Here is a 24,560-nt window from a genome sequence, read left to right as displayed (position 1 = left end):
GCGGCCACGCCCGGCGCGCCCCGGACGCCGGGGCCGCTTGAGTCCCCGTCCCGCGACCGCCATCATCATGGGATGGGACACGCCAACGCCTGCACCGATCCGCACCACCACGTCGACGACGCGGCCGGCTTCGTTCGAGCCGTCGAGCGCGCTTGCAGTGAGCGCGGACTGCGGCTGACGCCGATCCGCGCCCACGTGCTCGGGCTGATCGCCAAGGCCGGCAAGCCGCTGAAGGCCTACGACCTGCTCGACCAGGTCCGCGAGGGCGACGGGCCCGGTGCGGCGGCGCCGCCGACCGTCTACCGCGCGCTGGATTTCCTGCTCGCCAACGGCTTCATCCACAAGCTGCAGTCGGTCAACGCATTCGTCGCCTGCCACCATCCCAGCACCGCGCAGCACTCGGTGCCGTTCCTGATCTGCGATCGCTGCCACAGCGCGGTCGAACTGGAGGACGAGGCGGTCGTCGCCTCGCTCGATGCGCGCGCGCGCGCGCTGGGCTTCGTGCCGCAGGCGCAGACCCTGGAGGTGCACGGCCTGTGCGAAGCGTGCAGCGTGGCCCAGCGCGCGTGACCGCCGCGGGAGCCGGTGCGCGCGACCGGACCTGATCCGCTGGAGGCAGCCGCGACGACCCAGTCATGCGGCGGGAGAGTGCTAAAAAATCGTTGTCCGTGATTTGTAATGGTATATCATTACCAGATCGTGGCCTTGCGGCCACCGCTCCAGCCAACGATTACGGACTCCGCATGACCAAGACCCTTCATCCCCTGGGTGCCGCGATCCGCTGCATCCTGCTCGGCGCCTCGCTGAGCGCCGCTCCCGCCATGGCTCTGGACGTCGCCACCGACGGCGACGACAAGGTCACCGACCTGCGGCCGATCCAGGTGATCGGCATCGCAGAGGATCCGAATCGGATCGCATCGCCGGTCAGCGTGATCTCCGGAGACGACGTCGTCGCCAGTGGCGCGGCCACGCTGGGCGAGGCGCTGTCGGGCCAGCCCGGCGTGCACGCCGACACCTTCGGCGCCGGCGCCAGCCGGCCGGTGATCCGCGGTCAGGTCGGACCGCGCGTCAAGGTGCTGTCCGACAGTTCGGCCGTGCTCGACGCGTCCGACATCTCGCCCGACCACGCGGTGACGGTAGATCCGCTGCTGGGCGAGCGCATCGAGGTGCTGCGCGGCCCGGCGACGCTGCTCTACGGCGGTGGCGCGATCGGCGGTGTGGTCAACGTGCTCGACAACAAGGTGCCGACCGAGCTTCCCGAGGGCGGGTTGTCCGGCCGCTTCGTGCTGCGCGGCAATTCCGTCGCCGACGAGCGCGCGTTCGGCGCGGGCGTGTCGGCGCAGCTGGGTTCCAACCTCGTGCTGCACGTCGAAACCTCCCGCCGCGATACCGAGGACTACCGCGCGCCGGGCCTCGACGAGGCACGCGTGGACGGCACCTTCAGCGATTCGCGCAACAGCAGCGTCGGGCTGTCGTGGGTGGGCGACAAGGGCTATGTGGGTCTGGCCTACTCGTACCGCGAGGAGGATTACGGTCTGCCCGGTCACAGCCACGAGTACGAAGGCTGCCACCCGCACGGCAGCGCGCTGCATTGCGGTTCGCACGATCATGGCCACGACGACGGCCACGACCACGATCATGACCACGATCACGGGCACGAACATGTGGCCATCGTCGATCTGGAGAGCAAGCGCTTCGACCTGCGCGGCGAGTACCGCGATCCGTTCGCGGGCATTTCGCGCGTGCGTTTCCGCTCCAGCTACACCGATTACAAGCACGACGAGCTCGACGAGGGCGAGGTCGCCACCACGTTCACCAACAAGGGGCACGATTCGCGCGTGGAGTTCGAGCATGCGCCGATCGGCCTGTGGACCGGCGTGTTCGGCCTGCAGCACGCCGACACCGAATTCGGTGCGGACGGGGTCGAGGCCTTCATGCCCGACGTCGACACGCGCACGACGGGTTTGTTCGTCATCGAGCATCTCGATCTCAACGAGCAGTGGCATTTCGAGCTCGGCGCGCGCCACGAGTGGGTTGACCACGATCCGATCGACGATGCGCGCGGCCGTCCGTCGTACAGCGACACCGCCACGTCGTTCTCGGGCGCGGCGATCTGGAGCTTCCGCCCCGACCTGTCGCTGACGTTCTCGGCCTCGCGCTCGGAGCGCGCGCCCCACGCGCAGGAGCTCTATGCCCGCGGCGTCCACCTCGCCACCAACACCTACGAGTGCGGCCTGGTCGGGCATCCGTTGACGTGCGGCGGACTTGAGAACAATGCCGATTACGGCAACGAATCGTCGAAGAACTACGAGCTCACGTTGCGCAAGACGGCGGGCGATCTGACGTTCAGTGTCGGTGCCTTTGCCAATGATTTCGACGGCTACATCTACGCGCGCACGCTCGACCGGTTCGAGGACTTCCGGCTGATCAAGTACACGCAGAGCGATGCCGAGTTCCGCGGATTCGAGGCCGAGGCCGATTACCGGATCAACGACATGTTCTCGGTCGGCGTCTTCGGCGACCGGGTCACCGCGAAGTTCGCCGACGGCAGCGGCTACGTACCGCGGATTCCGCCGTCGCGCCTGGGCGCGCGCCTCAATGCCGACATCGGTGCGTTCGGCGGCGAGCTCGAGTACTTCCATGCCAGCGCCCAGCGCGACATCGCCGACTTCGAGACCGAGTCGCCGGCCTACGACATGCTCAACCTCTCGGTGAACTACCGGCTGCCCGACGGCAATACGCGCCTGTTCCTGCGCGGTTCGAACCTGCTCGACGAGCAGATCTGGAACCACACCTCGTTCCTCGCCGATACCGTCCCGCTGCCTGGCCGCAACCTGACGTTCGGCGTCAGCCTCGCGTTCTGAGGCCGGAGTGTCGTTGTACGACCGGATCACCGCGCTCCATGGCCACCGGCCGTGGGGCGCGGTGCTCGATGCCGGGACCGGCCGCGCGTCGATGCGCTGGCTGCTGGGGCTGGAGACCGCGCGCTGGACCGCGGTCACCGGCGCCGAATCGATGGCGGCCCAGACGCGTGCCGAGATCGGCACGCGGATGCGCGAGCAGGACCGACTGGTCGTCGGCAACTGGGCCGATCCCGGCCTGCTGGCCGGCGAGCGTCACGACGTCGTGCTCGCCGACTACCTGCTCGGCGCGATCGAGGGCTTCGCGCCCTATTGGCAGGACCGGCTGTTCTCGCGCCTGCGCCCATTGGTCGGCAGGCGGCTCTACATGATCGGTCTGGAGCCCTACGTGCACGGCGTGCCCGAGGATCCGGCGGGTCGGCTGGTCAACGAGATCGGTCGGCTGCGCGACGCCTGCCTGCTGCTGGCCGGCGAGCAGCCGTACCGCGAGTACCCCCTGGACTGGTCGTTGCGTCATCTCGAGCAGGCCGGCTTCCGCGTCGTCGACGCCCAGACCGTGCCGATCGGCTACCGCGAACGCTTCGTGCACAGCCAGCTCGACCTCTGCCTGCGGTCGGTGGACAAACTGCGGGACCGCTCGCTGGCGGCCCCGCTGCTCGCGCACGTGGCCGACCTGCGCACCCGGGCGCTGGCGCATCTCGCCCGGGAGGGCGCGCTGCGTCATGGCCACGACTACATCGTGGTTGCCGAGCCGGCGTAGGACCGCGCCGCACGCCGGCCGATGAACGGCGGGGGCGACGACACGCGCGATACGGGCTTGCTGTTATAGAATTACAGATCTAGGAAGGAGACCCCTCGTGCAGCAGCGGACTGTCACCCCCACATCGCGCCGCACCCTGCGCCACGCCGACCGCCTCGGTTTCGCGGCGTCGTTCCTGTGCGCCGTGCATTGCGCGCTGCTGCCGCTTGCGCTCGCGTTGCTGCCCGCGCTGGGCCTGAATCTGGGCGGCTGGGTGGACATCGACCAAGCCTTCGTCGTGTTCGCGACGCTGCTGGGGCTCACGACGCTGACGATCGGCTATCGCCGGCATCGCGGGTTCCGCGCCTGGTTCCTGCTGCTGCCCGGCCTGGCGATGGTGTGGGCCGGTGCGTTCACGCACCTGCACGACCACACCTTCACCCATGCGGTGGTGATGACGATCGGCGGTCTGCTGCTGGCCGGCGCGCACCTGCTGAACCTGCGGCTCACGCACCAGCACGCCGGGCACTGACGCGCGCCGCGGCCCACGGGGCCGCATGCTAGAATCCGCGGTCTTGTGCGCCCGCCGGGCGCGCATTCGCGTCTACCGCAACCAATACACGCAGCACATCAGGAGCAGATTCATGGGCAAGGGCGACCGCAGGACCCTCAAGGGCAAGCGCTACAACGCGAGCTACGGCAATTCCCGTTCGAAGGGCGTCGTCAAGGCCGCAGGCACCGCGACCGCTCCGGTCGCGAAGAAGACCGGCACCAAGACCGTGGCCAAGGCCCCGGCCAAGAAGGCCGTCGCCAAGAAGGCCTCCTGACCGCCGGCCGACGGTCCGGCGCGCTGCGCCGGGACCGGGCCGACCATCAGGCGACCGGCGGCGACGCCGGTTCTTTCCGAAGACCCCGCCCCGGCGGGGTCTTCGCGTTTCACGGGCCGCGCGCGCCCGGCTCAGCGTCCGGCACCGGCCTCGACTTCGGCCCAGACCCGCAACAGGTTGCCGCCGAGGATCTTGCGGATGTCGGCGTCGGCGTAGCCGCGCGCCTGCAGCCCGGCGACGAGGTTGGGGAAGGCGGACACGTCGCGCAGGCCCTGCGCCAGTGCGCCGTCGACGCCGTCGAAGTCCGAACCGATGCCCACGTGGTCGACGCCGAGCAGGCGCACGCCGTGGTCGATCTGCTGCAGCACCGATTCGATCGGCGTCTCGCGCGCGGGATGCGCCGCGGCCCAGTCGCGCTCGAACGCGGCGGCATCGAGCGGTGGCTGCCCGGCGGCGACGCGCTCGGCGTTGCGCGCGTCGAAGGCATCGACCGCGCGGAACCAGGCCTGGGTGTCGGCGGCGGCCTGCGGATCGACGAACGCGGTGCCGAACGGGATCTGGACCACGCCGCCCCTGGCGGCGATCGCGCGGGCGAGCGCGTCGCTGATGTTGCGCTCGAAACCGGGGGTGAAGTGGCGGAACGCGGAGTGGCTGGCGATCACCGGGACCGTGCTCAGCGCGATCGCCTGCTCGGCCGCGGCGTCGGAGACGTGCGAGACGTCGACCATGATCCCCAGCCGGTTCATCTCGGCAACGACTTGCCGCCCGAACGGGCTCAGACCGTTCCAGCGGCGTTTGCTGCCGTAGGACGAATCGGCGACGCGGTTGGCCGCGCTGTGCGCGAGCGTGACGTAGCGCACGCCGCGATCGAAGAACGCCGACAGCTGCGACAGGTCGTCGCCGATCGGCGCGGCATTCTCCATGCCCAGCGGCAGCAGCACGCGCGCGGTGCCGTCCGGCGCGATGCGCAGGCGGTCGACGTCGCGCGGCGAACGCAGGAGCGCGAAGCGCCCGGGATGGCGGGCGGTCAGCGCCTCGATCGCGTCGATCTGCCGGTGCGCGATCTCGCGTGCGGTGCCGGCGGCGTCCTGCGCGGCCGAGGTGTAGATCGACATGAAGGCGACGTCCAGCCCGCCGGCCCGTGCGCGCGGGTAGTCGAACTCGCGGTCGGTCGCGGCGTCGCCCAGGTCCGCCCAGCGTTCGAGCAGCACGCCGGGCGCGTCGATGTGGGTGTCGACGATGACGGCGTCCTGCGCGAGGGCGTGCGCGGCCTCGTCGGCCTCGTCGGTCTGGGCGTGGGTCTGGGCGGCCGCGACGGCCAGCAGCGGGGCGAGGGCGAGCGGAAGCAGGCGCATGCGATCGGGGTCCTTGTCGGGTGTCAGGGCAGGCGGTGGCCGCCGGCGAACGCCATGTCGAGCAACGGGCCGCCGAGCCAGTAGACCAGTTCGGCCGGCTGCGCGAGGCGCCAGCATGCGAAGTCGGCGCGCTGGCCCGGCGCGAGCCGCCCGCGGTCGGCCAGTCCCAGCGCACGGGCCGCATGCACGGTGGCGCCGCGCAGCGCCTCCTCGGGCGTGAGCCGGAAATGGGTGACCGCCAGCTGCATCGCCTGGCGCAGCGACAGCAGCGGCGACGTGCCGGGATTGCAGTCGGTCGCGACCGCCATCGGCACGCCGGCCGCGCGGAACGCGTCGAGCGGCGGCAGCCGGGTCTCGCGCAGCACGTGGAATGCGCCGGGCAGCAGCACCGCGACCGTGCCGGCGGCCGCCATCGCGGCCACGCCGGCCTCGGACGTGTGCTCGACGTGGTCGGCCGACAGGCCGCCGAACGCGGCGACCAGCGCGGCGCCGTCGCCGTCGCTGAGCTGGTCGGCGTGCAGCTTGACCGGCAGGCCGAGCGCGCGCGCGACCTCGAACACCCGGCGCGTCTGCGCGGCATCGAACGCGATGCGCTCGGCGAACGCGTCCACGGCATCCACCAGGCCTTCCTCGTGCAGGCGCGGCAGCCAGCCGCAGACCGCATCGATGTAGGCGTCGCCGCGCCCGGCGTACTCGGGCGGCAGCGCATGCGCGCCGAGGAACGTCGTGCGCACGGTGACGCCCAGCGTCTGTCCGATGCGCCGGGCGACGCGCAGCATCTTGCGTTCGTGCGCGAAATCGAGACCGTAGCCGGACTTGATCTCCAGCGTCGTGGCGCCGTCGGCCAGCAGCGCGCGGGCGCGTGGCAGCGACTGCGCGAGCAGTGCGTCCTCGTCGGCGTCGCGGGTCGCGCGCACGGTCGAGACGATGCCGCCGCCGCTGCGTGCGATCGCCTCGTAGCTGGCGCCTTGCAGCCGCTGCTCGAATTCGGCGGCTCGGTCGCCGCCGAACACCAGGTGGGTGTGGCAGTCGACGAGGCCGGGCGTGACCAGGCTGCGGGTCTCGATCACGCGATCGGCGAGCCGCTCGGCCTGCGCGGGCAGCGCGGCGCGCGTGCCCACGTGCACGATCGTGCCGTCGCGCCAGCCCAGCGCGCCGTCCTCGACCAGGCCGTAGCCGGCGTCGCCAGCCAGCGTGACCAGCGTCGGGCCGACGATCAGCCCGTCCCAGCGGTCAGTCGCCGCCATCGCCGCCTCCGCAGTCGCCGCCGCCTCCCACGCAGGCGTCGCTGCCGGCATGGCCGGGCAGGACCGCGCCCTCGGTTCCCGTTCCGCCGTCGGTCGAGGGGGCGCGCTTCCGCGCCAGGTGGCTGTGCAGCCAGATGCACAGCCCGGCCAGCAACGCGATACCGGCAAGGCCCACGGTGAGGAAAGAAGCCAATTGGCCGATCCAGAAATCGTGCATGCGGTGTCCCACCCCGGCGGACAGGCTAGCCTACCGTACTCGTTTTCCGGAGTCCCACGATGCCAGACGCCCCGACGGTCCCGATCCAGCGCACCTCCGCGGGCTGGCGCCTGCCGGGCATCGCGAACCTGCATTCGCACGCGTTCCAGCGGGCGATGGCGGGCCTGGCCGAGATGCAGACCGATCCGGCCGACTCGTTCTGGACCTGGCGCGAGACGATGTACCGGATGGCTGCGCGCTTCGATCCGGACGCGCTGCGCGCGGTCGCCACGCAGCTCTACGTCGAGATGCTCGAGGCCGGCTACACCACGGTCTGCGAGTTCCACTACCTGCACCACGCGCCCGACGGCCGGCCCTATGCGCCCGCGTCTGCGATGGCCGACGCGCTGATCGAGGCGGCCGAGGCGACCGGCATCCGGCTGACGCTGCTGCCGGTGCTGTACATGGCCGGCGGCTTCGACGGGCGGGCCCTGGACGCGCGGCAACGGCGCTTCGGCCACGACGTCGACGGCTATCTGCGGCTGTTCTCCGACCTGCACGCGCGCCAGGGCGCAGGCCTGCGGGTGGGCTGCGCGCTGCACAGCCTGCGCGCGGTGCCGGCCGACGCGATGGACGCCGTGCTCGCCGCGCTGCCGCGCGATGCGCGCGTGCACATCCACATCGCCGAACAGGTCGCCGAGGTCGACGGCTGCGTCGCGGTGCGCGGCGCGCGGCCCGTGGCGTGGCTGCTCGACCACGCGCCGGTCGACGCGCGCTGGACGCTGGTGCACGCGACCCACCTCGACGCGGGCGAGATCGCCGGCATCGCGGCGAGCGGCGCGACCGTCGCGCTGTGCCCGACGACCGAGGCCAATCTCGGCGACGGCCTGTTCCCGCTGCGCGCCTACCTCGATGCCGGCGGCGCCTGGGGCATCGGCTCGGATTCGCACGCCTCGGTATCGCCGGTCGAGGAACTGCGCTGGCTGGAGTACGGCCAGCGGCTGGTCGGGCATCGGCGCAACGTCGCGGTCGGCCCTGCGTCGCCGAGCGTCGGCGCGACGCTGCTCGCCGGCGTGTGGGCCAGCGCCGCGGCATCGACCGGCTTCGCCGAGGCCGACGACGCGATCGTGCTCGACGCCGACGCGCCGCTGCTTGCCGGCGCCACGCCCGCCGACGTCGCCGACCGCTGGCTGTTCGCCGGCAACCGGCCGCTGGTGCGCGAGGTCGAGGTCGGCGGCGAGCGACTGGTCGTCGACGGCCGGCATCGGCTGCACGCGCAGGCCGCGCATGGCCATGCCGGGGCGATGCGCCGGCTGCTCGCGCAGTGAAGGCCGGGCGGCGTCGCCGCCGCTTGATTCAGGTCAACGCCCGGCACGGGCGGGGCTCGGTATCCTGCGGGCCTCCTTTCGTTGCTGGAGTCGTGCGCATGCAGGTCGACATCGCCATCGTCGGGGCCGGGCCGGTCGGGCTGTGCTTCGCCCGCGCGCTGGCCGGCACCGGGCTGAAGATCGCGCTGATCGAGCGCCAGTCGCGCGAGGCGATCGCCGCGCCGGCGTTCGACGGCCGCGAGATCGCGCTGACCCATGCGTCGCGGCGGATCATGGAGGCGCTGGGCCTGTGGTCGCGGATCGACCCGGCGCAGGTCTTCGACCTGCGCGATGCCCGCATCCTCAACGGCGGCGCCGAGACCGGGCTGACGATCACCGCCGACGACGGCCGCGGCCGCCAGCTCGGCTGGCTGGTGCCCAACCACCTGATCCGCCAGGCGGCGTTCGACGCCGTGGCGGGGCTCGACGGCGTCGAACTGGTCTGCGACGCGTCCGTACGTGGCGTCGCGCATCGCGGCGACGGCGTCGAGGTCGCGCTCGACGGCGGCGCGACGGTGTCGGCGCGGTTGCTGGTCGCCGCCGACAGCCGGTTCTCGGACGTGCGCCGCATGCTCGGGATCGGCGCGCGCATGCGCGACTTCGGCAAGCGCATGCTGGTGTGCCGCGTCGCGCACGAGCGCCCGCACGACCACGTCGCCTGGGAGTGGTTCGACCATGGCCAGACGATGGCGCTGCTGCCGCTCGACGAAGGCCGCGCCTCGGTGGTGCTGACGCTGCCGCCGCAGGCGATGGCCGAGGTCGAGGCGATGGACGACGCGGCGTTCGCGGCCGACATGCAGCGCCGTTTCCGCGACCGGCTCGGCGCGATGACCACGGTCGGCACCCGCCACGTCTACCCGCTGGTCGGCGTCTATGCCGACCGCTTCGTCGCCGGGCGCGCGGCGCTGATCGGCGATGCGGCCGTGGGCATGCATCCGGTCACCGCGCACGGCTTCAACCTCGGCCTGCAGGGCGCCGAACGCCTGGCCGACGGCATCCGACGCGCGCAGGACGCGGGCCGAGATTTCGCGGGCGGGCCGGTGCTCGCGCGCTTCCAGCGCCAGCATCGCGCCGCGACCTGGCCGCTGTTCGCCGCGACCGGCATCGTCGCCAGCCTCTACACCGACGACCGCGCGCCCGCGCGGCTGGTGCGCAGTGCGACGCTGCGCATCGCCCAGCGGCTCACGCCGTTCCGGCGGCTGATCGCCGCGCACCTCACGCAGGAGCGGCCCGCGCTGCGCTGGGCGGTCGCGGGACCGGCGGCTCCCGCGCGCGCCCGGCTACGCGGGCGGTGCGGCCATGGGCGGGGCGAACAGGCCGCCGGCCGCCGGCAGCGCGCCTTCCAGATCGAGCAGGAACCGCTTCGTCGGCACGCCGCCGGCGAAGCCGGTCAGCGCGCCGCTGGCGCCGATCACGCGATGGCAGGGCACGACGATCGGGATCGGGTTGCGCCCGTTCGCGGCCCCGACCGCGCGGCTGGCGGTCGGTCGGCCCAGGCCGCGCGCCAGTGCGACGTAGCTGACCGTGGTGCCGTAGGGAATGCGCGCGAGCGCCTGCCAGACCTCGCGCTGGAACGCGGTGCCGTCGGCGGCCAGCGGCAGGTCGAAGGCCCGCAGGCGGCGGTCGAAATAGGCGCGCAGCTGCGCCGCGGCCTCGCGCAGCAGCGCATGATCGCCGGCCTGCCAGCGCTCGCGTCCCCGGGCGGGCGGCCGGGCCTGCGGGAAGTCGATCGCGTGCAGGCCGGCATCGGATGCGGCGAGCCGCAGCGGGCCGATCGGGGTGTCGAGCGCGGCGGTGAAGACGGGCGGGGCGGTCATCGAGGGCTCCGGGATCGGCAGGCGGCGGGCGGCGTGGCCAGCGCGGCGTCGCGCCACAGGTGGAAGACCGCGTAGCCGCGCCACGGCCGCCAGGCTTGCGCGCGCGCCTGCAGTGCCTGGGCGTCGAGGCGGCTGCCGTCGGCGGTCACGGCTTTCTGCAATACGAGGTCCTGCGCGGGGAACGCGTCGGGATGGCCGAGCGCGCGCAGCGCGATGTACTGCGCGGTCCACGGCCCGATGCCGGGCAGTGCGGTCCAGCGGGCGACCGTCTCGTCGAGCGTGCGCGCCGGGTCGAAATCCACACGGCCTTCGAGCAGGGCGGCGGCGATCGCGCGGATCGTCGCGATGCGGCTGCCAATCAGGCCGAGGCCGTCGAAGTCGCCGTCGACCAGCGCCTCGGGCGTGGGGAACAGCCGGTCGAAGCCCTGCGCGGCCAGCGCCTCGGGCAACGGGCTGCCGAAGCGCTGCGACAGCCGCGCGGTCAGCGTGCGCGCGGCGGCCACGCTGACCTGCTGGCCGATCACCGCACGGACCGCGATCTCGAAACCGTCCCAGCCGCTGGGCAGGCGCAGGCCCGGCCGGGCGCGCAGCAGCGGCGCCAGCCGCGGATCCTGCGCCAGGTGCGCGGCGATCGCGGTCGGCTCGGCGTCGAGATCGAACATCCGCCGCACGCGCCGCACCGTGCCCTGCAGTCGCGCGGGCGCGATGCCGTGCAGTTCCAGCCGCAACGCGTGCGCCGGACCGGCCGCCGTCGCCGGCCAATGCGAGACGCGCAGCCGGCCCGCCGCGGACGCGTCGCCGACCACGCGGGTGTAGCCGGTCTCGTCGATGCGTTCGATGCCGGGCAGCGCGCGACCGCGCAGGAAGTCCAGCATCGCGGCGAAGTCGTACGGCGGCCGGTAGCCGAGCCGCAGCACCAGCGCATCGCCGGCGACCGGCGGGGACGGCTGGCGGCGCAGGTCGCGCGGCGCCATGCGGTAGGCCTCGAGGAACGCTGCGTTGAACCGGCGCAGGCTGGCGAAGCCCGCGGCCATGGCGACCTGGGTGACCGGCAGCGCGGTCTCGGTCAGCAACTGCTTGGCGAACAGCAGGCGGCGCGTGCCGCGCACGCCGATCGGTGCCGCGCCCAGCCGCTCGACGAACAGCCGCCGCAGCTGGCGTTCGCCCACGTGCAGTTGCGCGGCCAGCGACGCCAGCGGCGCGTCGTCGAGCGCGCCGCGGTCGATCAGCGCCAGCGCGCGCGCCACGACGTCGTCGCCGCGGTGCCAGCGCCCGTCGCCGGGCGAGAGCTCGGGCCGGCAGCGCAGGCACGGCCGGAAGCCGTCGGCCTGCGCCGCGGCGGCCGTGGGGTAGTAGGTCACGTTGCCGGGCCGTGGCGGCGGCGCCGGGCAGACCGGGCGGCAGTAGATGCCGGTGGTGCGCACCGCGGTGAAGAACAGCCCGTCGAAGCGCGCGTCGCGGCTCAGGCGCGCCTGTTCGCAGACGGTGGGATCGGGCAGGGCGGCAGCCGAGGTCATGCCCGCAGGCTAGCACCGCGTCCGGTGCCGGACTGGCCGTTTTCGGACACCAATGCGGCGCGCGCGCCGCGGCCGGTCAGCGGGGATCGTCGGTCCGCAGCGCGGGCAACAGCGTCGCCGCGTCGCCGTCGTGCTCGGCCGGCGCCACGCCGAGCAGCCGCGCCAGCAGCGGGTACACGTCGACGTTGTCGAAGCCGTCGAGCGCGACGCCGCTGCGGAACGCCGGGCCGCGCGCGACGAACAGCGCACGCATCGACTCCAGCGCGGGATCGAAGCCGTGCGAGCCGCGCGGACGCGCCTCGCGCGTGGCCACGACCTCGCGCGGCAGCGCGTCCCAGCCCTCGTGCATCTGGCACACGATCGGCGGCACGCGCGGATGGCGACCGTAGGCCCAGCGCGCCGGCAGCGCCTCCTTGCGCCAGCAGTCGTACTGTGCGTGCGCGCCGAGCAGGCGGGCGGCGACCGCGTCCTCGTGGCCGGGATTGGGCGCGATGCCCACGACCTGGCCGATCGAGACCACGCGCGCCTCCTCCATCGAGACCATGTCCTCGACCGCGACCGCGTGCCCGGGCGCGACCTCGGCCATGCCGTGGTCGGAGACGACGACGATGTTCGTGCGCTCGAGCAGCCCGCGCGCGCGCAGGCCGGCGACCAGGCGCCCGATCGCCGCGTCGATGTCGCGCAGCGCGCGATGCACCTGCGGCGCATTGGGGCCATGGGCGTGGCCGGCCGAATCGATGTGCTCGAAGTACAGCGTCGCCAGCCGCGGGCGGGTGGCATCGGGCTCGGAGAGCCAGCCGAGCACGGTGTCCACGCGCGCGTCGAGCGGACGGGTCGCATCGAACGGCAGCCAGCGCGTCGGGCGCACGCCGCGCACCGGCGCCTCGCTGCCGGGCCACGACAGCGTCGCGGTCGGCAGGCCGGCGTTCTCGGCCGTCACCCACAACGGCTCGCCGTCGTTCCACCACGCCGCGTTCTCGACCGCCGCGCGGTCGGACAGCTTGAAGTCGCCGAGCGCGGCGTCGTGCATCGTGTTGTGCACGATGCCATGGCGGTCGGGCCGCAGGCCGGTGACCAGCGTGTAGTGGTTGGGAAACGTCAGCGACGGGTACGCGGGGCGCATCCAGCCGTGCACGCCCTCGCGCGCGAGCGCGTCGAGATGCGGCGTCTCGCCCCGGCCCAGGTAGTCCGGGCGGGCGCCGTCGAGCGAGATCAGCAGCAACGTGGGCGGTGGCTCGCCGGCGGCGGGCGGCGCGGCGCCGGTGGCGCAGCCGGCGAGCAGGAGCAGGGTGCAGACGAGGAGATGGACGCGGGCGAACGGCGCCGTCGGGCGCACACGAAGGGCATCGGACATCCGCATAGGATAGCGAGCGCGGATGACGCATCGGCGACAGCGGCACGCGTTACCACGCCCGGGGCCGGGCCGCCCACCCGCGCGCGACGCGACGCCAGCCCCGTTTCCCTCGGCCCCGTGAACCTGAACGTTCAGCCCGCGCAGACCACGGCGCACCACGGTCGGCGTATCGTGCGGCACTCGACGACCGGCACCCGGGAGGTGCGCGATGAACAGCAGATGGTGGATGGCGGCGATGCTCGCCGGCCTGGCGCTCGGCGCGGTGTCGCATCCCGCCCAGGCCCAGCAGCAGGAGGAAGAAGAAGAGGCGATCCGCGAGCGCGGCCAGCGCGCGAGCCCGTCGGACCGCTTCTGCATCCGCGAGACCGGCTCGCGCGTGACCGCGGCGCGCAATGCGCGCTCCAAGCGCGCGGAGCAGGAATGCGTCAATGGCGGTGGCCGGGTCTACACCCGCAGCGACATCGAGAGCACCGGCTCGGTCGACGTCAAGGACGCGCTGCGCCGTCTGGACCCGTCGGTGTTCTGAGCGCGACCGTCCTGCACGCCCCTGGAACGCCCGGCATGCCCGGGCGTTTCCCTATCCAGGCTCAGCAGTCGTCGGTCTGCCCGGTCGTCCAGCGCAGGCCCTGCAGCAGGTGCGCGCGGAACACCGGATCGGCGTACAGCGCAGGATCGTGGCCGAGCCCGGTGTACCAGGCGCGGCCGCCGGCGCGCGTATGGCACCACGCGATCGGGTGGTCGTCGCCCATCCGGCCGGCCGGGTGCGAGGCGGGGTCGACCGACGCGAGCACGCGCACGCCGGCGCGCGGATTGCGGCGGTAGTCGTAGATCTCGTCGACGGCCTGCCAGTCGCGCCGGCCGAGCGGTGCATGGTCCTGTTCGAACACCACGCGCACCGCCTGCAGGCCTTCGGGGTGGCGCGCGAACCAGGCGCCGACGAGCTCGCCGTACCACGGCCAGGTGTAGCCGCTGTCGGCGGCGGCGTGGATGCCCAGGTAGCCGCCGCCCGCGCCGACGTAACGCTCGAAGGCGGCCTGCTGCGCGGCATCGAGCACCTCGCGCGTGGTGTGCGCGAACACGACTGCGCGGTAGCCGGCCAGCGTCGCGTCGTCGAAGCGCGCCGGGTCCTCGCTCGCCTCGATCGCGACCCCGGCCTGCACACCGAGCGCGCGCAGCGTTTCGATCGTCGTCGGGATCGCGTCGTGGCGGAAGCCCGCGGTGCGGGTGAACACCAGCACGCGCGGCGCGGCCGCGTCGACGGCGGATGCGGTGGGCGACGGCGATGCATCCACGGACGTGGATGCGGACGCGGCGAGCAGGGCGGCGATGGCGAGCAGGGCGGGGCGCATGCGCGCGAGCATAGCCGCCCGCGCCCGCCGCGCTCACGCCGCAGCGCATCAGGCCGGCCCGCGCGCCGGTGCAATAATCGGCGCATCGCCCCGACCGGACGCCGCCCATGACCGACGCCTCGCGCCACGACCCGTCCCGCACGATCCGCGCGCCCCGCGGCAGCGAACTGACCTGCCGGTCGTGGCTCACCGAGGCGCCGTTCCGGATGCTGCAGAACAACCTCGATCCCGACGTCGCCGAGCGGCCGGAGGATCTGGTCGTCTACGGCGGCATCGGCCGCGCCGCCCGCGACTGGGCGTGCTACGACGCGATTCTCGAATCGCTGAAGACGCTGGGCGATGACGAAACCCTGCTGGTGCAGTCGGGCAAGCCGGTCGGCGTGTTCCGCACGCATGCCGATGCGCCGCGCGTGCTGATCGCCAATTCCAACCTCGTCCCGCACTGGGCGACGTGGGAGCACTTCCACGAGCTCGATCGCAAGGGTCTGGCGATGTACGGCCAGATGACCGCCGGTTCGTGGATCTACATCGGCAGCCAGGGCATCGTGCAGGGCACATACGAGACCTTCGTCGAGATGGGCCGCCAGCACTACGGCGGCGACCTGACGGGCCGATGGATCCTGACTGCGGGCCTGGGCGGCATGGGCGGGGCGCAGCCGCTGGCGGCATCGCTGGCCGGTGCGTGTTCGCTCACCATCGAGTGCCAGCAGAGCCGCATCGATTTCCGCCTCAAGACACGCTATGTCGACGAGCAGGCGGACGACCTCGACGACGCCCTGGCGCGCATCGAACGGTACACGCGCGCCGGGGAGGCGAAATCGATCGCGCTGCTCGGCAACGCGGCGCAGGTGCTGCCCGAACTGGCGCGGCGCGGCGTGCGCCCGGACTGCGTGACCGACCAGACGAGTGCGCACGATCCCGTGCACGGCTACCTGCCGATTGGCTGGACGGTCGAACGCTGGCTGGCCGAGCAGGCCGCCAATCCCGGTGCGGTGCGCGACGCCGCCAAGGCCTCGATGCGCGTGCACGTCGAAGCGATGCTGGCGTTCCATGCGCAGGGCATCCCGACCGTCGACTACGGCAACAACATCCGCCAGATGGCGAAGGACGAGGGGCTGGGGAACGCCTTCGATTTTCCCGGTTTCGTGCCCGCCTACGTGCGGCCGCTGTTCTGCCGCGGCATCGGCCCGTTCCGCTGGGTCGCGCTGAGCGGCGACCCGGAGGACATCGCCCGGACCGACGCCAAGGTCAAGGCGCTGATTCCGGACGACCCGCACCTGCATCGCTGGCTCGACATGGCCGCCGAGCGCATCGCCTTCCAGGGCCTGCCGGCGCGGATCTGCTGGGTCGGGCTGGGCCTGCGCCACAAGCTGGGCCTGGCGTTCAACGAGATGGTGCGCACCGGCGAGCTGAAGGCGCCGATCGTGATCGGTCGCGACCACCTCGACTCGGGCTCGGTCGCCTCCCCGAACCGCGAGACCGAGGCAATGGCCGACGGCAGCGACGCGGTCAGCGACTGGCCGCTGCTCAACGCGATGCTCAACGTCGCCGGCGGGGCGACCTGGGTGTCGCTGCACCACGGCGGCGGCGTCGGCATGGGCTACTCGCAGCACTCGGGCGTGGTGATCGTCTGCGACGGCAGCGAGGCCGCCGACCGGCGCATCGAGCGCGTCCTGTGGAACGACCCCGCGACCGGCGTGATGCGGCATGCGGATGCCGGTTACGACATCGCTGTGGGGTGCGCGAAGGCGCAGGGGCTCGACCTGCCGATGCTGGCCTAGCGCCGGGGCGCAGGGAAGGCGTGGCGCCGACGCAATGTGCGGCGATCCGGGGAAACGGGGACAGGGCAGGGGAGACATCGCAATGCAACGAATCCATCGCCTGGCCGCCTGCGCGGCATCACTGTTGGGGCTCGTGCCGGCGGCCATGGCGGCGCCGCTCGAGCGCGGCACGTCGGCCCAGGTCTGCAATGCCGCCAGCCCGTACACCCACCTGCGCAACGGGCCGAGCGCGAGCCGGTATCCGTCGACGGCGCGGATGCCCAACGGAACTCGCCTGCGGGTCGAGGACGTCTTCCATACCCCGGAGGGCCACGGCTATTACAGCGTGAGCGTGATCGCCGGAAGCGGCCGCACGCTGCGCAGCGGCTACGTCCACGAGCAGACCGTGCAGCCGCGGTGCGGCCTGCCGTCGGCGCCCGACGCGACGCTGGCGCGACTGGCCGCGGGCCTGGCCGCCGACAATCCGGAGCTGGCCGCTGCCGACATCGTCGCGCTCAACGGCGCGTTCGATGGCAGTACGCTCGACCTCATGCACCTGCCGCAGTTGCGCGACGTGTCGGCGCTGGCGGCCTGGGACGGGCTCGCGTCGATCGATCTCACCGGCTCGGGCGTGGTGGACGTCGCGCCGCTGGCGGCGCTGCGGGCGCTTCGCACGCTCAGCCTGTACGAGACGGCGGTGCAGGACATCGGCCCGCTCTCGACGCTGCGGGCGCTGGAGACGCTCAACCTGCACCGCACGCGGGTCGCCGGCATCGACGCGCTGTCGGGGCTGCCGCGCCTGCGGACGCTGTACCTGTCGGGCAGCCGCGTGCGCGACATCGCGGTGCTCGCCACGTTGCCGGACCTGCGCGTGCTGACGCTGTCGGAGACCGAGATCGGCGATCTGTCGCCGCTGGCGACGCTTCGTGAGCTGCGCCTGCTCCACTTCGCCAGCGCGGGCGTGCGCGACCTCGGCTTCCTGCGCGACAAGCCCGCGCTCGCGACGCTGGATCTGGGCAACAACGCGATCGACGACCTGTCGCCGATCGCAGGGCTGCCCGCGCTCGAAAGCCTCGTCCTCAACGGCAATCCGTTCACCGACATCGCGCCGCTGGCCGGGCTAACGACGCTCCGGTCCCTGGTGCTGACCAGCAGCCAGGCCGCGGACTATCGGCCCTTGGCCGGGCTGACCGGCCTGACCGAGCTCAGGCTCGGCGGCAGCACGATCGTCGACCTGGCGCCGCTGGCGGGCATGCGGCGGCTCGAGGAACTGGGGCTCGGGTCGACCCGGGTGGAGCGCATCGACGCGGTTGCGCGGATGCCGGCCCTGCGCGTGCTGCACCTGCACGACACCCGGGTCGCCGCGCTCGCGCCGGTGGCCGGCCTGCGCAGGCTCGAGCGGCTGTCGCTGACCAACGCGCCGGTCGCCGATCTCTCGGCGCTGGCCGGTCACGCCCGGCTGTTCGACCTGGGCCTGCGTGGAACGTCGGCGACCGATTTCTCGGTCATCGCGGAACTGACGGCGCTCGAGACGCTGGACCTGACCAGCACCGCGTTCGACGACATGGCCACGCTCGCCCCGTTGCGCAGGCTGGAGACGCTCGACCTGTCGCGCACCCCCGTCGACGACGTCTCCGTTCTCGCGGGGCTGCCGCGGCTGCGCTGGTTGACGATGGAGGAGACGCGCGTGCGCGACGTGGCGCCGCTGCGCGGGATGCATGGCCTGCGGACGTTGCGGCTGGCGAAGTCGCCGGTCGAGAACGTGGAGGTGCTGTCGGCGCTGGTGGACGGCGGGCTCGACCTGCGCACCAGGTAGCCAGCGCAGCCGCGGCGCGTTCACGCGCGGGACGCACGCGGCAGACCGTCGGGCCTTGCAATGCGGTCCGGGCATCGCCAGCTTGTTGTCGGTCGCCCCCCGGAGCATGCCGTGTCCTCGTTCGATCTTCGCCCGCCCAGTCCCGAGGCGCGTGCCGCGCTGGAGGCCGGCCTGTCCGCCGACGAGCGCCGCGTGCTGCTGCAGCACGGCACAGAGGCCCCGTTCTGCGGCGTGTTCCTCGACAACAAGCGCGAGGGCACGTACTGCTGCCGGCTGTGCGGCCTGCCGTTGTTCCGCTCCAGCGCCAAGTTCGATTCGGGCACCGGCTGGCCGAGCTTCTTCGCGCCGTTCGACGAATCGCACATCGGCCGTATCCGCGACACCAGCCACGGCATGATCCGCGTCGAGGAGGTCTGCGCGCGCTGCGGCAGCCATCTGGGCCACGTGTTCCCGGACGGGCCGCCGCCGACGTACGAGCGGCACTGCCTCAATTCGGTGTCGCTGGCGTTCGTCGACGCCGGCCAGCCGCTGCCCGACCCGCTGGCGCGCGGTGGTGCGGAGGCCGCACCGGCCTGAGGCCGGACGCCCCGGACCGGGGCGGACGCCACGCGCAGGCTGAATGCGGTCGTTCCTGGGGGCGCGCGACCGTTCGTCGCCGCGTTCGGCGGACCCGTGGCCGGCCGCTGCGACGTGCGTCACAATCGGCGCTCGTCAGGGGAGGACAAGGGGCGCCTCGGTGATCGTTCCCGAGTACTGGGCGGAGGCCCGCCGGCACGGCCGGCATGCAGGACACCGCGTCACCGTCCGCCGCTTCGGCTGGTCGGACGAGGGCCAGGCACAGGCGCAGGCACATGCCGAGGCGCGCGTGCAGGAGGCGTTCGACGCCGTACTCGCCGGCGAGTCGCGGCCACTGCGCGAACGCCTGACCAACTACGGCTTCAATGGCGTGCCGATCCGCGAGGAGATCGTCGAGCGCGTCGGCGATGCGGTGATCACCCGCAACAGCTACGGCGCACTGTGCCTCAACACGCCGGACGTGCTGTTCGCCGACGTCGACTTCGAGCCGCGGCCGTCGGGCTGCGCGCTGTCGCTGGTCGCCGGCGCGGCGGTCTGGGGCGCGGCGTTCGTGGTCGGCATCGCGTTCGTCGACCCGCTGCCGGCCGCGCTCGCGGCGTTCGTTGCGCTGTTTCTGGCGAATGCGGTCTCGCTGGCGGTCAGGCGACGCGCATTCGCGCGTGGCGGCGGCCCGGAGGGCGGCGCGCTGGCCCGCATCGAGGCGTTCGCCCAGGCGCATCCCGACTGGCACCTGCGCGTCTACCGGACCCCGGCCGGCCTGCGCGTGCTGGTGCTGCACCGGACGTTCTCGCCGTGCGAGCCCGACGTCGCCCTGCTGTTCCAGGCGCTGCAGGCCGACCGGCTGTACTCGTCGCTGTGCCGGCTGCAGCACTGCTTCCGCGCGCGCGTCAGTCCCAAGCCGTGGCGCATCGGCATCGTCGAGCACATCCGGCCGCGCAGCGCGGCCTGGTCGCGCGAGCACGCGCGGTTGCCCGAGCGGCTGGCGTGGATCGACGCCTACGCACGCCGGTCGCAGGGCTTCGCCGCCTGCCGCTACCTGCGCACGCTCGGCGATGCCGCGATCGATCCGAAGGCCGGCCGGGTGATGGACCTGCACGATGCGCTCGCGCGGGCCCACGCGCCCCTGCCGCTCGCCTGAGCGCCTGCGGTCGCCGCCGACTAACACGTCTTCGCTATTGACGACGCCGACCGGGGGCCCGGGACCTATACTCGCGAACCCCCGCCCCCGCAGGCCGCCTGTATGAGTGCTTCGAGCCACGCCGCTTCCCCCGTCGGACCCAGTGCGACCCGTCCCGCCAGCCTGCGCCGGTCGGTGTCGAACACCCTGAAGGGATCGGCCGGCAACCTCGTCGAATGGTTCGACGTCTACGTCTACTCGGTGTTCGCCGCGTACTTCGAGTCGCAGTTCTTCTCGCCCGAGGACAAGAACGCCACGTTGTACGTGTGGGGCATCTTCGCGATGACCTTCCTGATGCGCCCGATCGGCGCCTGGTACTTCGGTCGCTTCGCCGACCGCTACGGCCGGCGCCTGGCGCTGACGGTCTCGGTGTCGATGATGGCCGGCTGCTCGTTCGTCATCGCGGTGACCCCGACCGTGGCGACCATCGGCATCGCCGCGCCGATCATCCTGCTGCTCGCCCGCCTGGTGCAGGGCTTCGCGACCGGCGGCGAGTACGGCGCCAGCGCGACCTACATGTCCGAGGCCGCGATTCCCGGCCGCCGCGGCTTCCTGTCGTCGTTCCACTACGTGACGCTGGTCGGCGGCCACGTGCTGGCGCAGGCGACGCTGCTGGCGATGCTGCTCACGCTCGACACCGCGCAGATCTCCGAGTGGGGCTGGCGCCTGGCGTTCGGCCTGGGCGGCGTCGCGGCGATCGTGGTGTTCTGGCTGCGGCGCACGATGGACGAATCGCTGGAGACCGAGTCGATCGAGGCGGCGAAGACCGGCGGCGCGCGCGCGTCGGGCTCGCTGCGCGAGCTGTTCGTCAACCAGTGGCGCCCGCTGCTGCTGTGCTTCCTGGTGACCGCGGGCGGCACGATCGCGTTCTACACCTACTCGGTCAACGGGCCGAAGATGATCCAGACCGCATTCGCCGGCGGCGACGCGATCACCGGGACCTGGATCAACTTGGCGCTGCTGACGTTCCTGATGCTGCTGCAGCCGGTCGGCGGCTGGCTGTCGGACATCATCGGCCGCAAGACCCTGCTGGTGTTCTTCGGCATCGGCGGCGTGCTCTACACCTGGTACCTGGTGACCGCGCTGCCGCAGCAGACCGACGCGCTGTCGGCGTTCGTGATCCTGGGCATCGGCTTCGTGATCCTGACCGGCTACACGTCGATCAACGCGGTGGTGAAGGCCGAGCTGTTCCCCACGCACGTGCGCGCGCTGGGCGTGGGCCTGGGCTACGCGCTGGCCAACTCGGCCTTCGGCGGCACCGCGCCGGTGCTCTACCAGGCCGCGCTCAAGGCCGACCAGGTCGCCACGTTCGTGATCTACGCGACTTCGGTGACCGCGGTGTCGCTGGTGGTCTATGTGTTCTTCCTCAAGAACCGCGGCGAGAACTGGCTCGACGACGCCGAGGCCATGCGCAACCGCGGGCAGCGCCCGCGCTGAAGACGCCCTGCAGCCGGATTCACATCGCCGGTCCTAGACTCGCAGTCCCTTCGCTTCGCGAGAGTCCGCCCATGTTCAAGCGTATCGCTCCCGTCCTGCTCATCGCCCTGCTGGCCGCCTGCAGCGCCCCGGCCGAGCGCGAGACCGTCCAGCCCAAGGCGGGCCCGGGCGTGGCCTCGGTGACCAACGAGGCCGAATGCCTGCAGCGCGGCGGGCAGTGGACGCAGCTGGGCCGGACGCCGGTCCCGCAATGCCTGCTGCAGACCGCCGATGCCGGCAAGGCCTGTACCGACAGCCAGCAGTGCCAAGGCCAGTGCCTGGCGCCGGAAGGCACGGTCGACGGTGCGCAGGTCGGCGGCCAGTGCAGCGTCGACACCAACCCGTTCGGCTGCCAGCAGCGGGTGCGCGACGGCGTGGCATCGACGATCTGCGTGGACTGAGCCGGGTCGGCCGATCCGGCCACGCGGCAAACGACGACGGGGACGGCGATGGCCGTCCCCGTCCTGCATCATGGGGATCGTGACCGCGCGCGGCGGTCAGCCGGCGAGCGCGGGATAGTCGGTATAGCCGTGGTCGCCGCCGCCGTAGAACGTGGCCTGGTCGGGCGGATTGAGCGGGGCGTCTTCGCGCAGGCGCCGCACCAGGTCGGGGTTGGCGATGAAGGCGCGGCCGAACGCGACCGCGTCGGCGCGGCCGCTCTTGATCGCGGCCTGCGCCATCGCGCGGTCGTAGCCGTTGTTGACGATCCACGCGCCACGGCCGCCGGCCTCGGCGTAGGCCTGTCGCAGCGCCGCGTAGTCGAACGCCGCCTCGCCCTGGCGGTGGTCGCGGTCGCCGCCGGTGGCGCCCTCGACGACGTGCACGAACGCCAGGCCCATCGGTCCGAGGCGGCGGGCGACGTGCTCGAACAGCGGCTGGGGCTCGGGATCGTGCGCATCGTTGGCCGGGGTGACCGGCGAGATGCGGATGCCGGTGCGGTCGCCGCCGATCTCCTCGACGACGGCCGCCATCACTTCCTCGAGGAAGCGGGCGCGGTGCGCGATGGCGCCGCCGTACGCGTCGTCGCGGTGGTTGCTGCCGCTGCGCAGGAACTGGTCGATCAGGTAGCCGTTGGCGGCGTGCACCTCGACGCCGTCGAACCCGGCGTCGATCGCCGCGCGTGCGGCGCGCCGGTAGTCGTCGACGATGCCCGGCAGTTCAGCGGCATCGAGCGCGCGCGGCTCGGAGGTCTCGACGAAGCGGCCCTCGCCGGACGCGTCGACGAGGTAGGTCTTGCTCGCGGCGCGGATCGCCGACGGTGCCACCGGCGCCTGGCCGTCGGGCTGCAGGTCGGTATGCGAGATCCGGCCCACGTGCCACAGCTGCACGACGATCCGGCCGCCGGCCGCATGCACGGCCTCGGTGACCCGGCGCCAGCCCTCGAGCTGCTCGGGCGCATACAGCCCCGGCACGTCGGCGTAGCCCTGGCCCTGGTGGCTGATCGCGGTGGCCTCGGAGATCAGCAGGCCGGCGCTCGCGCGCTGCGCGTAGTACAGCGCGGTGCGCGGCTGCGGGATCGCCCGGGGGGCGCGGTTACGGGTCAGCGGTGCCATCACGACCCGGTTGGGCAGGGCGAGGGCGCCGACGGTCAGCGGATCGAACAGGGTGGGCATCGCGGATCTCCGGACGGGAACGAGGTCCCGATCTGACGCGCGCGACGCGGGCTTTCAAGGCGCGCGCCGCGCCGCCGGCCGGGACGCATCGTTCCGCCCGGTCCATGCGCAGGCCTCGCCGCGCGCCGTCACCGAGGCCAGACCCGCGGCGCGCTAGCGTCCTGCGCACGTCCAACCATGGAGTTGCCCGATGCCGATCCCGCCCGTCCACGTCAGCCCGTCCGCAGACGCCGGGGGAGCGCGATGAGCGCGTTCGACCAGATCGCCGATGCGGTCGCGCGCGAACTGGCGCTGCCCGATCCCGACACGCTGACCACGATCGTGGTCCGTGTGCTGGTCGCGGCGCTGCTGGGCGGCATGGTCGGCTGGGAGCGCGAGCACAAGGGCCGCGCCGCGGGTCTGAAGACCCACATCCTGGTGTCGATCGGGTCGGCGCTGTTCGTGCTCGCGCCGCTGCTGGCCGAGATCGAGGGCGCCGACGTGACCCGCGTGATGCAGGGCATCGTTTCGGGCATCGGTTTCCTGGGGGCCGGCGCGATCCTCAAGCTGGACAAGGACGAGCGCATCGAAGGGCTCACCACCGCGGCCGGCGTGTGGATGACCGCCGCGATCGGCATGGCGGCCGGCATGGGACAGGAGATGGTGGCGCTCGTCACCACGATCGTCGCGCTGCTGGTCGTCGGTGCACTGCCGAAGCTGCAGCGCCCGCGCCCGCGCCCGGCGGCCGGGCAGGCCAGGGACCTGTCCGGCGGCGACACCTGAACGCCGCGACCGCGCATTCCCGATTCCCCCACGGCGGCTTCATGCCGGTCCCCGCACGGTGGCGGCACCTTCCACCAACGGAGCAGGCAGATGACCAAGCAAGACGAGATCCGCGACGGCGGCCGCGACCTCAACCGCGACCCGATCACCAAGGCTCCGGGCGCACACCCGGTCGGCGTCGGCGTGGGCGGCACTGCGGGCGGCGTGGCGGCCGGCGCGGCGGCGGGCACGATCTTCGGCCCGGTGGGCACGCTGATCGGCGCGGCCGTGGGCGTGGTCGCCGGTGCGGCGATCGGCAAGGGCGTGGCCGAGCGGATCGACCCGACCGGCGAGGTCGAGTACTGGCGCGAGGCGCACCGCGACCGGCCGTACGTCAAGCCCGAGCACGACTACGATCGCGACTATGCGCCGGCCTATGGCTTCGGCCTGCAGGCGCGCGAGGCCGACCGGACCCGCGGCTGGGACGAGTCGGAAGCGCAGCTGCGCCGCGACTGGGAATCGGCCAAGGCCGAGTCCAAGCTGGAATGGGAGGATGCGCAGCCGGCCGTCCGCGACGCGTGGGAGCGCACCGATCGCACCTACGACCTCTACGGACGCAGCGACGCCTACCATGCCGAGGCCTTCGAGAACGCGCCGTACCGCAGTGCGGACGACACCTACGAGGACTATCAGCCGGCCTACCGCTACGGCGCCTACGCCCGCTCGCGCCACGCCGACCGGGCCTGGGACGACACGCTCGCCGGCGAACTGG

At 72.7% G+C, this 24,560-nt stretch carries 23 protein-coding genes and 1 pseudogene; 16 read left to right on the top strand and 8 right to left on the bottom strand.

All coding sequences use genetic code 11. The features are described 5' to 3' along the window. Window positions 1-72: 72 nt before the first annotated feature. The 5 genes from WQ56_RS13155 to WQ56_RS13135 all read left to right on the top strand — a co-directional run bounded on the left by WQ56_RS13155 (window position 73) and on the right by WQ56_RS13135 (window position 4,427). Window positions 73-570 carry a transcriptional repressor gene (locus WQ56_RS13155; protein ID WP_047137586.1) on the top strand — a complete coding sequence of 166 codons (498 nt, stop codon included), beginning with the start codon at window positions 73-75 and terminating at the stop codon, window positions 568-570. A gap of 173 nt (window positions 571-743) precedes the next feature. After that, window positions 744-2,864: a TonB-dependent receptor gene (locus WQ56_RS13150; protein WP_047137585.1), complete on the top strand. Its 2,121-nt coding sequence runs from the start codon at window positions 744-746 to the stop codon at window positions 2,862-2,864. A 13-nt stretch (window positions 2,865-2,877) separates the two neighbouring features. Then, window positions 2,878-3,621 carry a hypothetical protein gene (locus WQ56_RS13145; RefSeq protein WP_197076491.1) on the top strand — a complete coding sequence of 248 codons (744 nt, stop codon included), beginning with the start codon at window positions 2,878-2,880 and terminating at the stop codon, window positions 3,619-3,621. 97 nt (window positions 3,622-3,718) lie between these two features. After that, window positions 3,719-4,132, top strand: a complete 414-nt coding sequence (locus WQ56_RS13140) for a MerC domain-containing protein (protein ID WP_047137583.1) — start codon at window positions 3,719-3,721, stop codon at window positions 4,130-4,132. Between the two features lie 112 nt (window positions 4,133-4,244). Further along, entirely contained in the window at window positions 4,245-4,427 is a 183-nt protein-coding gene (locus tag WQ56_RS13135) for a 30S ribosomal protein THX (protein ID WP_047137582.1), read from the top strand. A 131-nt stretch (window positions 4,428-4,558) separates the two neighbouring features. On the opposite strand, the gene WQ56_RS13130 is transcribed toward WQ56_RS13135, so the two are convergent. Genes WQ56_RS13130 through WQ56_RS13120 form a run of 3 tightly spaced genes read right to left on the bottom strand, consistent with a single transcriptional unit; the run spans window position 4,559 to window position 7,246 of the window. Beyond that, the gene (locus tag WQ56_RS13130) at window positions 4,559-5,782 is read right to left on the bottom strand and encodes a dipeptidase (RefSeq protein WP_047137581.1); all 1,224 of its coding nucleotides are present in this window, start codon (window positions 5,780-5,782) and stop codon (window positions 4,559-4,561) included. 23 nt (window positions 5,783-5,805) lie between these two features. Beyond that, the gene (hutI, locus tag WQ56_RS13125) at window positions 5,806-7,029 is read right to left on the bottom strand and encodes an imidazolonepropionase (RefSeq protein WP_047137580.1); all 1,224 of its coding nucleotides are present in this window, start codon (window positions 7,027-7,029) and stop codon (window positions 5,806-5,808) included. Continuing rightward, window positions 7,016-7,246 carry a hypothetical protein gene (locus WQ56_RS13120; RefSeq protein WP_047137579.1) on the bottom strand — a complete coding sequence of 77 codons (231 nt, stop codon included), beginning with the start codon at window positions 7,244-7,246 and terminating at the stop codon, window positions 7,016-7,018. The genes hutI and WQ56_RS13120 overlap by 14 nt, the downstream gene beginning before the upstream one ends. Window positions 7,247-7,305: 59 nt before the next feature. Here WQ56_RS13120 and WQ56_RS13115 point away from each other — a divergent pair, with 59 nt between their 5' ends. Continuing rightward, on the top strand, window positions 7,306-8,553 hold the full coding sequence (locus WQ56_RS13115) for a formimidoylglutamate deiminase (RefSeq protein ID WP_047137578.1): 1,248 nt from the start codon (window positions 7,306-7,308) through the stop codon (window positions 8,551-8,553). Window positions 8,554-8,651: 98 nt separating this feature from the next. Then, window positions 8,652-9,827 (top strand): annotated as a pseudogene (ubiM, locus tag WQ56_RS13110) (5-demethoxyubiquinol-8 5-hydroxylase UbiM); the annotation flags it as partial. A 45-nt stretch (window positions 9,828-9,872) separates the two neighbouring features. Here the strand turns inward: ubiM and WQ56_RS18170 are convergent. From WQ56_RS18170 to WQ56_RS13100, 3 genes are all read right to left on the bottom strand, one after another. Further along, the gene (locus WQ56_RS18170) at window positions 9,873-10,409 is read right to left on the bottom strand and encodes a methylated-DNA--[protein]-cysteine S-methyltransferase (protein ID WP_082132408.1); all 537 of its coding nucleotides are present in this window, start codon (window positions 10,407-10,409) and stop codon (window positions 9,873-9,875) included. Then, window positions 10,406-11,926 (bottom strand): AlkA N-terminal domain-containing protein, encoded by a 1,521-nt coding sequence (locus WQ56_RS13105; RefSeq protein ID WP_047137577.1) that lies wholly within the window; start codon window positions 11,924-11,926, stop codon window positions 10,406-10,408. The genes WQ56_RS18170 and WQ56_RS13105 overlap by 4 nt, the downstream gene beginning before the upstream one ends. A gap of 76 nt (window positions 11,927-12,002) precedes the next feature. Next, window positions 12,003-13,280, bottom strand: coding sequence for an ectonucleotide pyrophosphatase/phosphodiesterase (locus WQ56_RS13100; protein ID WP_082132407.1), 1,278 nt, complete (start codon window positions 13,278-13,280; stop codon window positions 12,003-12,005). 208 nt (window positions 13,281-13,488) lie between these two features. Here WQ56_RS13100 and WQ56_RS13095 point away from each other — a divergent pair, with 208 nt between their 5' ends. Further along, window positions 13,489-13,806: a hypothetical protein gene (locus WQ56_RS13095; protein ID WP_156170540.1), complete on the top strand. Its 318-nt coding sequence runs from the start codon at window positions 13,489-13,491 to the stop codon at window positions 13,804-13,806. A gap of 61 nt (window positions 13,807-13,867) precedes the next feature. Here the strand turns inward: WQ56_RS13095 and WQ56_RS13090 are convergent, their stop codons facing one another. Next, window positions 13,868-14,629, bottom strand: a complete 762-nt coding sequence (locus WQ56_RS13090; protein ID WP_082132406.1) for a ThuA domain-containing protein — start codon at window positions 14,627-14,629, stop codon at window positions 13,868-13,870. 107 nt (window positions 14,630-14,736) lie between these two features. Here WQ56_RS13090 and hutU point away from each other — a divergent pair, with 107 nt between their 5' ends. From hutU to WQ56_RS13060, 6 genes are all read left to right on the top strand, one after another. After that, on the top strand, window positions 14,737-16,410 hold the full coding sequence (gene hutU / locus WQ56_RS13085) for a urocanate hydratase (RefSeq protein ID WP_047137575.1): 1,674 nt from the start codon (window positions 14,737-14,739) through the stop codon (window positions 16,408-16,410). A gap of 82 nt (window positions 16,411-16,492) precedes the next feature. After that, window positions 16,493-18,205, top strand: a complete 1,713-nt coding sequence (locus WQ56_RS13080) for a leucine-rich repeat domain-containing protein (RefSeq protein ID WP_197076490.1) — start codon at window positions 16,493-16,495, stop codon at window positions 18,203-18,205. Window positions 18,206-18,316: 111 nt separating this feature from the next. Beyond that, window positions 18,317-18,781, top strand: a complete 465-nt coding sequence (gene msrB / locus WQ56_RS13075) for a peptide-methionine (R)-S-oxide reductase MsrB (protein WP_047137573.1) — start codon at window positions 18,317-18,319, stop codon at window positions 18,779-18,781. A gap of 160 nt (window positions 18,782-18,941) precedes the next feature. Next, the gene (locus WQ56_RS13070) at window positions 18,942-19,919 is read left to right on the top strand and encodes a hypothetical protein (protein ID WP_047137572.1); all 978 of its coding nucleotides are present in this window, start codon (window positions 18,942-18,944) and stop codon (window positions 19,917-19,919) included. Between the two features lie 102 nt (window positions 19,920-20,021). Next, window positions 20,022-21,395, top strand: coding sequence for an MFS transporter (locus WQ56_RS13065; RefSeq protein ID WP_047137571.1), 1,374 nt, complete (start codon window positions 20,022-20,024; stop codon window positions 21,393-21,395). Window positions 21,396-21,466: 71 nt separating this feature from the next. Further along, window positions 21,467-21,835, top strand: a complete 369-nt coding sequence (locus WQ56_RS13060) for a hypothetical protein (RefSeq protein WP_047137570.1) — start codon at window positions 21,467-21,469, stop codon at window positions 21,833-21,835. Between the two features lie 96 nt (window positions 21,836-21,931). Here the strand turns inward: WQ56_RS13060 and WQ56_RS13055 are convergent, their stop codons facing one another. Further along, complete coding sequence (locus tag WQ56_RS13055; protein WP_047137569.1) at window positions 21,932-23,047, bottom strand: alkene reductase; 1,116 nt, start codon at window positions 23,045-23,047, stop codon at window positions 21,932-21,934. A 243-nt stretch (window positions 23,048-23,290) separates the two neighbouring features. On the opposite strand from WQ56_RS13055, the gene WQ56_RS13050 reads away from it, so the two are divergent. Together WQ56_RS13050 and WQ56_RS13045 are read left to right on the top strand one after the other, a co-directional pair. Continuing rightward, on the top strand, window positions 23,291-23,809 hold the full coding sequence (locus tag WQ56_RS13050) for an MgtC/SapB family protein (protein WP_047136131.1): 519 nt from the start codon (window positions 23,291-23,293) through the stop codon (window positions 23,807-23,809). Between the two features lie 90 nt (window positions 23,810-23,899). Next, window positions 23,900-24,560: hypothetical protein (locus WQ56_RS13045; RefSeq protein WP_047137568.1), on the top strand; the 661-nt coding region annotated here is incomplete at its 3' end.

The sequence above is a fragment of the Luteimonas sp. FCS-9 genome (genome assembly GCF_001014645.1).
GTDB lineage: Bacteria > Pseudomonadota > Gammaproteobacteria > Xanthomonadales > Xanthomonadaceae > Luteimonas.
This window is presented reverse-complemented; position numbering and strand designations above follow the sequence as displayed.